Source organism: Clostridium sp. FS41, from assembly GCF_000954015.1.
Classification (GTDB): domain Bacteria; phylum Bacillota; class Clostridia; order Lachnospirales; family Lachnospiraceae; genus Enterocloster; species Enterocloster citroniae.
The window spans coordinates 135,671-148,027 of the sequence record NZ_JYHN01000081.1 but is presented as its reverse complement, the minus strand read 5'-3'; the positions used below and the strand labels follow the sequence as shown (position 1 = coordinate 148,027).

Here is a 12,357-nt window from a genome sequence, read left to right as displayed (position 1 = left end):
ATCGTCATGACAAATGGATTTAAGATGTTTCTGCTGGCAGCGGAGGAACTGAATTTTTCCAGGGCTGCGGAACGCGCTTTTGTGACCCAGCAGTGCCTGAGTGATCATATCAAACGCCTGGAAGAGATGTATCATGTAACACTTTTCCAAAGAAAACCAAGGCTGCAGCTGACCCCGGAAGGCCATGCCATGTTAAGATACCTTTCAAGGATGCAGGCGCTGGAGGACAGTATGATCAATGAACTGTGCGACATCAGCGAAGGGGTACGGGGTACGATCAATTTTGGCGTCAGTTCCACCAGGGGCGGAATCATTATACCAAAGCTTATTCCGCAGTTTCAAAAGGACTTTCCCAATGTAGACGTGCAGGTACAGCTTAATGATACAAAGCGTCTGGAACTCCAGCTTATCAACAACAAATTGGATATTTTCCTGGGTGTGGACACAAGCCAGCATGTAATGTTCAACAGAGCCGGTGTATGTGAAGATTCCCTGTATCTGGTCATATCAGATACCCTGCTCCGCACTTACTTTCCCGATACATATGAAACCCGAATGGCGGAATTTCCAAAAGGCGCTGACTTAAGCCTTTTTAAAGAGGTTCCGTTTGTTCAGGGCCATAATACCAGCACCACTACCTATGCCATCAGCCAGTTCCTGATGAAATATGATATCGAATTAAAGATTCCTATTTCAGCCAGTAATTTTGATATACTCATTGAGTTATGCCAGACCGGGCTTTACGCAACCATCACCCCCTGTTTTCATCTGATCCGTCTGATCCAGATGAACCGGATGCTGCCCAACGAAATGAAAATGCATGTATTTCCTATTAAGAACTTAAATCACAAGCTCAACGTGGAGATCATAACCCACCGTGATGCGCAGCCCCTGCTTCACATGTCCACCTTTGTCAGAATGCTGAAGGATTTCCTCATAAAAGAAAACATGGAAATTGAACGTTACCTGATCCGGCATTCTGTCTCGGTGTGATATCTTGATGTTGTGATAAATCTAAAGGAGACGATCCTCCTGTTACGGATGACCGTCTCTGTCATTCTTCACTGTTTAATTATGAAGTATTTACTCTTACCTTACCGCGACACCAACCTGCCCACAGCCTCCTGCCAGCCATGATGCATCTTTTCTCTCATCTGATCATCCATTTTCACATCATACCGATCATATTTCAGGCAGCCAAATACTTCCTGTTCATATATGCCAAGCCCGAATCCGGCAGCATAGGCAGCTCCCATGCCGGACAGTTCTTCCACCTGGGGCACAAGGACCGGCGTGTCCAGTATGTCACTTTGGAACTGCATCAGGTACTTGAAATATTTCAGGCCGTCCGTAGAACTTCCCCATGAGCAGGACGGCCTGATTGAAAAGTGGATATGCTATGGAAATGAATACATAACCGCAAAGGAAGTAACCGTCATCCCCGGCCATGAGGTACTGTTAAAAGACCAGGCTGCCTATGGCTGTATCATCATTCAGGGATACGGAACATTTGGCCCATATCAAGCCGAAGCTGTAAACATGATGAGAGTCGGCAGCAAAACAGCCGATGAATACTTTGTAAGCAGGCGGCGGGCCAATAACGGTGTACGGATTGCAAACAACGGCCTGGCGGAACCCATGGTTATCCTGCAGCATTTTGGTCCGGATCATGCTGTATTTATATAACTAAAGAACAATCCCTTACATATCAGCAGCAAATCCTGGCTTTACTGCCCGGGGGCCACTGTCCTGACGGTATTCTCTTCCGCCCCCGGTCCTATGTTTTCCGGTCCTGCCATGGCTGCTTCACCGTCACCGCCAGGCCCAATTTTGCTGCCGGTACCGGGAACAATCCCGGCATCCACACCCGAACCCGGGGGGATATCCGTATCCGGCCCGGATTCCATACCCGAACCTATGCCAGGTTCGATTGAAGGCTGGGAATTTGATTGTGGGGTTCCATTTTCCACTGACTCATTCCCCGCCTCATTTTCTGCCCCATCTACTGCCCCATTCTCTGCCTCATTACTAGTCTCATTCCCCAGTCCCTTCCCAGTCTCATCCCCCTGTCCCATCCCTGTCCCATCCCCTGTCTGCATCTGAACGTCCTGGGCTGTCGGCATATCCGCCGATGTGGGCTTTGTGTCTTCTTTTTGGCCGGATGGGGATGTTTTTCCGGAGGATATATTGGTTGTCTTTTCCTCCTCTGTCCCTTCCATGTGATAGCAGAGCACCGGGATCCCGGCTTCAATGTTCTCAAATATGGTTTTTGCAACAGCCGGAGGAAGATTGATACAGCCGTGGGATCCATTTTTCTTATAGATCGTCCCCCCAAAGCTGGAACGCCAGTAACCGTCATGCATTCCTATATTCCCGTTAAACGGCATCCAATATGTGACCGGCGTATTGTAATTCTTTCCTCTCAAAACTGCATTTCTCTGCTTATAGGTCAAATCGTAAGCGCCTGCCGGAGTGCTCCATCCCTTTGCCTCATTACCGGAGACAAAATCAGATTCGACCAGCAGCCTTCCGTCTTTATAATAGTATAAATGCTGGGCTGTAAGATTCATTTCCACATAAGTGGTTCCGTAATCAGGGCCGTCATGGCTGGCCGCTGTCTGAAGATACACTGGCTCCCGCTCCCGGCTTTTGCCGGACAGGATGATTGCTGTCAATTCATCTGTTTCCTTCTGTTGGTCGATCATCCAGCCATAATGCCCTTTTGTAATGGACACCGTAGGACCATAGGAGGTCTTAAGTTCCTTTGCTTTATAGGCTGTATTGTACTTCTTTGCCAGCCCCTGGACATATGCCTCTGCCTTTGACCTGTCTATCACCACTGTTCCGTTTTCGTCATCGGACAGCCACCGCATAATGGCAGTTCCATCCAACACCTCGCTGCGGCTTCCAAACCGGTAGGTCACAACCGTATCCGCATATGGTTTCCAGCGCTCCAGCCTGGATTTAAGATCCGGATCATGTTCCAGGATTTCCGGGCTTTTATAAACGCCTTCCTGTTTCAGTGAGATCCGTTGCTGTAAACCGGCAACTGCTTTTTCTGTCTCTTCCAAAAGCAGCTGAGGATCCGGACAATTTCCATATTTCTCCGGAATGATCTGAAGTCCCTCTCCGCTGACATAGGCCAAGTGTGCGTCCTCCGGTTCCCTGGTCTGCTCCGGCTTCAGGCATGCCAGACTAAGAACCTCCTGTTCAAACTTCCCTTTATCAAAGGAAACCATATAATCCTGCCCGTACTCCTCCCCCTTAATGCATCGGATTCCCCATAACAGTGGATTCTGATATTCCAGTATTGTCTCCAGGCATCCGTCAAAGACCGGTGCAAGACCAATGTCCCTGCCCAGGATACGCTCCTCTTTTCCGTCCCTCTCCTCCACCACCAGTTCATAGCCGCTGATACCTTCGGTGATCTTTGACTTGACCTCCTCCAGATCCATCCCTGATACAGAGATCCCCCCTATCACGGTATTAGGAAGAAACACTTTGTTATATTTTAGGCTGAATAGCAAATAAACAACCACTGCTGCAATCACTAAAACCTGTATCATACGTCTGATGCATCTCTGCCGCTTTCTACCGCGGCGCTTCCGTTTCCCAGATGTGTATGGTTTCCGTTCTCCGCCCACGCTCTGTTTTCCCCGGCTTGGGCTGCCCTGGCCCTTAGCCGCGCTCCTGGATCTTTCCAACCGTTCATTCATGTTGCTGATATCCCTCTCTATTATAAACTGACGCTTTTCTGCTGCATTTTCATAGCAATATTGTAGCATTAACTTTGTATTGCGAGAACCGGAGAATTGTATGGCGTATAATTTCGGTCAGCAAGCAAAGAGGGACCGGCGCATGGCGCACGGTCCTTCTTTGGTATGATCATTCAAATTATCAGCGGGATATTGGTCTCGGCTTCACATCGGATACGAATTTACGGGCCTCCCGTTCCTCCTGCTCCATGATCCGCCTCCAGGCATCCGAAAACTCTTCCAGCCTGTTTTCGCACAGCAATGTGCTTATCTCCTTTGCGAATCCTGTATATCTCGCCTGAATGTTTTGGTTTCTGATCCGATACAGCATCACCGGGTATCCCCAGGTCAGCAGTCTTTGCAGCTTATGATAGCATTCACGTACGGTTGCCAGGGGGCAATACTGATCAATCCATTTAAAATACGCTTCAAAACATAGATGCACTCTTTTTTCCTGAATGAGTTGGGTAAATTTTCCGGTCAGGCGCTTCAGCTCCTCCGCCGTACATTCCTTAATGGTATACATTGTAATATCACGTATCGTCAGCGCAAAAATCTGAAGGCTTTCCAGATATAGGCTCATTCCTTCCAGGATACCGGGCATCCCGAAATTCAGTTTGGCTGTTCTCATAACCACCAGGGTTCCCTTTCCATGGAATGACTGGGTAACTCCCATTTGTGACAAAAGTTCCAGGGTGCGCCGTACCGTGGCCACGGATACATGATACTTTTGGGCAATCTGGGGCAGGGAGGGAAGATAGGTGCCAATCTGATATTCCCCTTTTACCACTTCCCAGATGAGATGGCCTGCAAGGGAATATTTGATCTGAGGCCTGCGGCGGTAAATATTCCACTGAAAGGGAATCCTGCTGCTGCCAATTAAATATTTAGTTCCTTCCTCCCTGATAAAGCGGGACAGGTCATCCATCAATTCTTTGTATGAGCCAAAAAAGATCTCCCTCAATAACTCAATGATCTCATGATTGGACATCCCCGTGTTCATCGGTTCCTGGTTTTCCAGCCGCTTATCCGTAAGATATGGGAAACGCAGATAGCGGATTTCTTCCCAAAACAGGTTCAGGATCAGCTTATTATTCAGCGTTCCCAAAGTCAGGCTGTAAAGTTCCACCAATACTGATATGACCCCCAGTGAGGGAAAGGCAAGGGCATTCCGTATCTTATCCCAGTCCTGCTGCGTCCCTTTCCTAAGTCCCTCCAGCCACAATGGCCCCATAAGCAGCGGGGCCGATTGGATCATATCTTTGATCCCTTCTTCACGGAGGGCAAAATACTTTGCTGCATGTTCCTTTACATCGCCTGATTTGGCCGCATATGTAACCACCGCTGTCTGATTGCCGGTCATTTTTATATGGCCCTTTCGCACCAGCAGTTCCAGGGCCGAATGAACGGCGGCAGGACTCATATGGAAAAACCGCCCTGTCTCCGGGATAGACGGCAGACATTCGCCGCATTTATATACCGCAAAAAGGATTCTGGATTCAAAATATTCGTAAATCACACGGTATAGCCCGTCATCTGTATACATATCGTTTCACCGGGCCGGCATTTTCATGTCATTTGGCCAGCATTATCATGACCGGACCAATCCTATGCGGCGCGTTCCCTTCTTTTGCAGTTGTTTTAATGTATTGTAAATTCTTGTTTTTATTTTTGCACGATTATATTATACAACGCGCTTTGATCTCCCAAAATAAAGATAAGTCGATAGGTCCCGTCCTGTGCATTTTGAGGAACAGCAATTGTAACAGAAGCATTATCCTCTGTCATTTGATTCTCTCCCGGGTCGATTTTTGTATTGCCCTTTATCTCCCAGCCTTCAACTCCAATATATGTACCGTTTTCTTTTTTCCTGACCTCAACCTGAATCTTTGTGGGCTGTTCCACGTATTCCATTAAATATGATACCGTAAATGGGATAACTGTTCCCGGTGCAGCCACACGTCCCTCTTTTTCGTCTGCTTCCACACTAAGGTTATATACGGGATCAGCCTTTACTTCATAGGATACCCCGGTACTGCTGATAAGGCTTTTACCGGCATTTATACCTACTGCGAAAAGTTGAGCCTCCATACGATTGCCTTCCAAAGATAAACCCGTTGTATGGGTCGTATCCATAATAACCGTTTGGTCCTGGTTTTCATTCAGGATCAGGTACACATTTCCATTAATTGGATAGTAGTTTTTGTCTCCGTAAATAAATACGGTCCCCTTGGGGAACTCTTTCCCCGCCTGCGATGAGAGCACCACTGCGGTTTTGTCTGATAGACGTGCATCCTGCTGTACGGAAACGGATATGCTTATGCTGTGTTCTCCTCTGGAAAAACCGCCCTGGCTGCCCAGTGTTATTGCAGCCATTGAATTATTGACTGTAAAATCCCCTCCTTTGGAGTCAGCTCCCGTGTCATTGCGCAGTCTGAGACTATATTCATCCGGTTTCAGGCCGCTTGTTCCGTCAAATGATACTATGACTGTAATGGTTTTAGAGGCAACGTTTTCTGTGAATTTATTGCTCTCCCACATCTGTGTAAAATGATTCAGCGGGATTTTCCCGTCCTGTTCCGTTCCCATTACAGTATAGAGATAGCATTGGCTTCCGCTCAGAAGTGTAAGCTTTGTACCGGCCGGCAGCTCATGTTTTGATCCATCTCCATTCTGCAGCTCCAGCCACACGCCGGAAGCGCCAATGACAGAATCCTGATTTTGAAGGGTAAAGGCCGCTGTAACAGAACTCTCCCGGGATATCACCACCGGTCCGGTATCCATCATGCCATTATATTGTTTTCCTGGCGCCATCCCGATAGCCGAAACAATGGATTCCTTCCAATGTATATTCAGTGTGACAGGCACCTGATTTCCATCCCCGTCCGTCAGGGTCAAAATAATCGCATCCGTGTCCTTAGGCGTAAAATCACCATTATTGTATAGCACAAAATCCATTGGCGCCTCATACCGGCTGTCCGTGGTGCCGAGAAAGACCGCGCCCAATGATTTGTCATATGTGTACAGATCATATGGTTCACTCATCAGATTTGCAGTATTCCACCCCTGGCTCTGAACAGGCTGCAATGTAATTGCCACATCATAACCTTCCAGATCAGCTTTCACTGCTTTTAAGGCAATCCCGCTTTCAGGTACCTTTATTCCGGCCAGGCTCAGGCTTCTGCTGGAATCCGCCGGGATCACCATTCTTCCCGTATAGCTTCCGCTCTCTGTTGCATAGAGATCAACGGTCTGTTCTGACAGCGCACTTGCTCTGGTGACGATCTCCACATTCAAGGTTACCACTTCCATCAGGTTGTTTCCCGCATAGCGTTCCACCACCACGGTCACAGTTCCCAGGTTCTGGCTTACCCGGATGCCGTCATTGTAATAGGTCAGATTAAATTCAATTTGGGGGATACCTGTACTATCCTGGACCGGCGCCGTGTAATCCCAATCCTTTCCAATAACAGAGTTACTGCCGTTCTTAAGCGCCGTTTTATCGGAAATGACTCTGGACATCACATCCCCGTCTCCCAGCTCCTGCCGCATCATCAACCCAAAAGTGGTTGCCGGTGTGTTTTGTATCCTCTCTTTTTCCTGTGTTTCATCAATATCCACACCTGATGTAATCCATGTCCCTGTCTCCTGGTCCAGCCCTGCATCCACCAAAGCCAGTTTATCCGACAGCGTAATCTCACTGATAACATATCTGGAATCCTGCGCATCATCTATGGGAGGAAGCTCGATGGTACCTTCTGCAACAGCAAATCCATCCTCGCCCTGACCCGCATCCCCCAAATTCCGGGCAGTCAGAACCACATGGCGTGTAGCGCTGGCATTTTCCCCGGCCACTTTCCAGTAGCGGTACAATGTTCCTATATTGGTGTACCCCAGTTCCATATCTTCTCCGGGCACTACAAACCCTCCATCCGATGGATTCAGGTCTGAGGTCTTTACTCTGGCAAATGCATACGCCTCTGCCGTATCTCCCGCGATCATATAAAAATATCCTGTAACAGCACCGTATTCCTCAGAGCCGTCCTGGGCTGTGCTGGAAATACGAAATACCGTTCCTGTGGCAAGGACCACTGTATTGGGAATATCCGCAAGGGTATCTTTAGTCACCGCATGATCCTCAGTTTGATCCATACTTTTCAGGTTTGCCACCCCATTGGATGCTGAATCCAATACCAATGTGCTTCCATCTTCTAAAACCAGGCTGTTCCCTAGTTTACCCAGGTTCTCGAAATTCCCCTTGTCTCCAATCCTGTTTAATGAATAAAGGGCCGTCTGGTTGGAATTGGCAACATCCGACTGGCCGGCCAGCCGGACATGGGACTGGATCAGACGTACCTGGTCTGCTCTTTGTATTGACGTGACTGCGCCGCTAACCTGCTCCGGCTGACCCGTTTCAGGGGCAGCCGTGCCAAAATGATCCAGCGTTACCAGACGCACGTCACCTGCATCACAGGATGCACCGCTGCCAAACACGCCTCCCCCTATCTCCATCTTTCCGGCACCGGCCCCATTAAAGCCATATCCGGTTCCGTCAATATAAATATGGGAAAAACCGTTCACTGTTATAGTGTCATAGTCCAGATCAGCGCCGTCACCTCCGTAATCTCCTCCCGCATAGACCGAACCTCCCACAACCAGGTCAGATGCACCCAAAACCGGCTTTTCGTCTGCATGGGATTTATAATAATTACATTTATCAACGGCCCCTGATCCAATGTGGACATGAGTGGATCCATTGACAATCCCCTGAAATCCTCCGCCAAAGACCTTTCCTGTAACCGTACCGCCTGTCAGATTCACAAACACAAGACCGGCTGCGGAAGTCTCGTCCTGGACTCCGCTTTTGCCGTCATTACTCAGTTCGCTTCCTCCATAGATATTTCCCCGCACCCATCCGCCTTCCATATTAACGGTGGAGCCTCCGTAAACAAAGCGGTCATCTGTCTTTCCCAGAGCCCCTCCATATATGGAGCCGTTTACCGTCCCGTTGGTCATATGTACAGCAGTCCTCCCATATGTGAGTCCTTCCTCCCCGCCTCCGTAAACATTTCCTTTGACGGTTCCCCCATTAATCATTACTTTTGTTGACCCTCGGACCTGGGCTGTCTTTCCTCCCCCGTAGATATAGCCTTCCACAACTCCGTCCTTTATTTCAACCGCTACTTTGGTATCCTCACATACACGGGCACATGTTTCATACCCTGTCTTGCTGACGCCTTGGCCTCCGCCGTAGATATTGCCCCGGATCGTGCCTCCGCACACCGTGATATTGGCTTCCCCATTGAGATATGCGTTTTCCTTGCCGTACTCTTTGTCAATATAGCCTTTACCGCTTGCATATATACTGCCTGTTATAACAGCGTCATTGTCTATGGTAATGTTCGCTTGTCCGGTTAAGCTTCCAAACTCAGATGCCGGGGTACCGTTTTCTTCATTGCCGCCGCTCACCTCCGAATCTCCGCCTATGCCTGCGGCATATATATTTCCCACAGTTCCCCCTGATACCTCTATATTTACCACTGACGGCTCTCCGCCGCTTACCACATATGCGGCGGAACCGGAACCATAGATATTTGCGACATTTCCTCCCGTTACATGAATATCCAGTTTTCCCTGATAGGTTGGAATCGCTGTGTTCCTTCCCGAACCAGCACCATAGACATCCGTAACAGACCCGCCTGAAATATTTATCGTTGTATTACCGCTATAGGGGGCTTTCACAGTAGTGTAACCCTGGCATCCGCCGATCAGTTTTGCTACTGTTCCTCCTTTAATATTGACGCTCACATTTCCATTCTTAATTTCCCCGCTGGCGCTTCCGGCTACGATACTGCTGACGACTGCGGTTCCGTCCACTGTGATAACCGCCTCGTTATCATTTGCGTCAAACGATGTTTTACTCCGTATATACCCGATAATCCTGTTGAACCGGCCACTGCGGACTTCAATTCTGCCCGGCTTGACTGTCAATGTCCCGTCTTTTGATGCTCCGTACAAATACAATCCGTTACACGTAACATCATCTCCAATGAGTATACTATATCCATTGCCGTATATATGGCCCATGTCCCCCAAGATCAATGACTCAAAGGCGATATCTTCATATAGATAGAACTCACTTGTTGCTGTTGCTGTGGTGCTGAAAAATTTAGTATTCTTTGTGGTTCCTTTAATGGTCACAGGAACCGGAACATCCTTTAAAAAATGGGACACAGCGTCATAGTCATAATTTTGGAGTAAAATAATCTGGTTGTTATCCGCAGTTCCGCCCTCATCAGCGGGCTTTAATTTTGCAGCAGCCGCCTCAATTGTTTTAACCGGGGCACTCTCTATGCCTGGATTACTGTCGTTTCCATTGGTCTGGTCCACATAGACTGTTTCAAGCACGGCCACACCGTTCGCAGGTTCCGAGTACAGTGTATCAGGATTCTCTGCTCCAAAAGTCCTGGCCAGCTGAAGGGGCGTCACCGCACAGCGGAACCGCTTTGTGATATCTCCCGCTTCTACCAGACGCTCATATACAGGAGAGTCCGCGCCGGTGATGTCTTCCCATCCCCCATCCTCCCGGATATCCCCATCCTGTTCAGAACATTGCCACTGATACAAAAAGGCATATCCGTCCAGGCTTTTTACAGCTTCTTCTGTATCCTTATTGATCAAGGTGTAGACCGCGCGCTCCCCTTCCCGGTCCGCCTTAACACCCAGTTGGCATGTTCCAATGGCCTTCCATGCGGAATACAGGCTTAGATAAACGTCCTCTCCCACATCCATATACGCTCCGGGCGCCAATGCTTCCTCCGGTCCTGTCCCCGGTGCCAAGGTCCACCCGGCAAACTCTGTGGAAAAAAGGGCATTATCATCCCATGGGGACGTTATTTCTTCCGGGCATTCCGGCAGACAGATCTGACCTTCACGGGCCGGAAGTTCCATTTCCGCCACATCATCCAGGGCCACTGTAATATAACTGTCCGCCATCAGATAACCGGCACATTCCGCTGCTTCAATAAATGTATCATTATCCGGAGAGCAGATGACCATACCGGTCTGTCCCTCATAGAAAATTGTTTCCGGATTCTCTATCTTCTGCTGTGAAATATATTCAATGTCATAATCCGGATCTTTATCCTTATGGGTATTGGAATCCTTTTTGGTGTTACTCCCTTTATCTTCCTTTCCTGCCTCAATCCCGGAAGGAAAATCCTGGGTTTGGCCATCCTCCTTGTCAGGGTTACCCGTATCAGGATTCACCGTATCATCTTCTGATGTCCCTGTTATATCCCCGGCCGTGGAATTGGTTTCATTGCCAGAGCTGTCGTCCTTGGATGAGCCATTATCCTGCTCCTTGCCGCTGCTGTTCTGGGAAGAATCATCTCCCGGTAAATCCGGGGCGGTATCGGATGAGCCGGAGTTGTCTTCAGAATTATCTTCGGTGTTGTCTTCTGAGTTATCTTCAGAATTATCTCCGGAATTGTCTTTAGAATTGTCTTCGGAATTATCTCCACCAGTGTCTGAATTACCTTTGCCGGTATCGGTGTTTTCCCCGGAGTTGTCCGGAGTACCATCACTTGTACCGGCGTTTTCTCCGGCAGCGTCTGAACTGCCGCCATTTGTATCAACATTCTCTATGCCGCTGTCTGATTTTCCTTCAGAGGAATCGCCTCCCCCTGAAATATCTGGATTTTCTTCCGCCATTCCCTCCCCCACACGGGGAACCTGATAATTTTCTATCCTGGCAGTGACTGAAAACAGCTTCTCCGGCTCTGTCTGGTCCGGCTCTGTCTGGTCCCGCTCTGTCTGGTCCGGCTCTTCCTGCCCTGTTTTCTCCTGGTCCGGCTCCTCTTTCCGGGTTTCTGCTTTCTTTGATTCCTCTTTTTTAGTTTCACCTTTCGTGGTCTGGTCTGTTTCTTCCTGATCCGGCTTATCCGCTGCGGTCCGGTCCGGTTCTTCCTGATCCGGTTCCTTATTCGTGGTTTGATCCAGTTCTTCCTTCGCTGAAGGGTCTGACTCTTTCTGGTCCGGCTGGTCCTTTTCCTCTGCCTGAGATGGGGTGGCCGGTTGGACAGGTTCACTTTCTTCCGGCTCTGCCTTTTTCCATTCTGTGATCTCTCCTCCCTCAAATTCATTGCGGATCACAGTAAATCCCGGTGCCCGGTCCAGGCTTTCTCCTGAAAACGCATAGTCACCGATCCCCACAATGCTTTCAGGAAGTATCAGCTCTCCCTGCAGTCCACCTAATCCATAGAATAAATAATCGCCGATATAGGTGATCCCATCCTCAATGACCAATGCATGGATTTCATCCGCATATTCCGAAAAGGGGGCGGTATCTCCGGTAAAATCTCTTGTATCACCATATCCTCTAACGGTCAGCACGCCGTCTTTCAGGACTGCCTTCACATCACCGCCAATGTCAAAGGATTTTTTATTTCCTTCTCTCGCATATGCCAGCATGGACCCAAAGTTCAGATTGCTCAATATAAGGCATAAAGCAAGACACAACGCCAGCATACGCTGCCCATCGTATCTTTGCCTCCTCAATTGATGTTTCCGGCTTTTCCTATCCATCTCATTCCCTCCGCTG

The 12,357-nt window shown here is 48.8% G+C and carries 6 protein-coding genes; 2 read left to right on the top strand and 4 right to left on the bottom strand.

Annotated elements, in window-relative coordinates; translation table 11 throughout:
* Positions 1-6: 6 nt before the first annotated feature.
* Positions 7-993, top strand: a complete 987-nt coding sequence (locus CLFS41_RS26160) for a LysR family transcriptional regulator (protein ID WP_045093995.1) — start codon at positions 7-9, stop codon at positions 991-993.
* Between the two features lie 101 nt (positions 994-1,094).
* Here CLFS41_RS26160 and CLFS41_RS29940 read toward each other — a convergent pair whose 3' ends face one another.
* Positions 1,095-1,322, bottom strand: coding sequence for a hypothetical protein (locus tag CLFS41_RS29940; RefSeq protein WP_117450563.1), 228 nt, complete (start codon positions 1,320-1,322; stop codon positions 1,095-1,097).
* Between the two features lie 7 nt (positions 1,323-1,329).
* Here CLFS41_RS29940 and CLFS41_RS26155 point away from each other — a divergent pair, with 7 nt between their 5' ends.
* The gene (locus CLFS41_RS26155) at positions 1,330-1,686 is read left to right on the top strand and encodes a hypothetical protein (RefSeq protein ID WP_152649086.1); all 357 of its coding nucleotides are present in this window, start codon (positions 1,330-1,332) and stop codon (positions 1,684-1,686) included.
* A 41-nt stretch (positions 1,687-1,727) separates the two neighbouring features.
* On the opposite strand, the gene CLFS41_RS26150 is transcribed toward CLFS41_RS26155, so the two are convergent.
* From CLFS41_RS26150 to CLFS41_RS26140, 3 genes are all read right to left on the bottom strand, one after another.
* Positions 1,728-3,716, bottom strand: a complete 1,989-nt coding sequence (locus CLFS41_RS26150) for a L,D-transpeptidase family protein (RefSeq protein ID WP_242856921.1) — start codon at positions 3,714-3,716, stop codon at positions 1,728-1,730.
* Positions 3,717-3,897: 181 nt separating this feature from the next.
* Positions 3,898-5,301: a GntR family transcriptional regulator gene (locus tag CLFS41_RS26145; protein ID WP_045093993.1), complete on the bottom strand. Its 1,404-nt coding sequence runs from the start codon at positions 5,299-5,301 to the stop codon at positions 3,898-3,900.
* 119 nt (positions 5,302-5,420) lie between these two features.
* Positions 5,421-12,341, bottom strand: a complete 6,921-nt coding sequence (locus CLFS41_RS26140) for a hypothetical protein (RefSeq protein WP_045093992.1) — start codon at positions 12,339-12,341, stop codon at positions 5,421-5,423.
* Positions 12,342-12,357 lie beyond the last annotated feature (16 nt).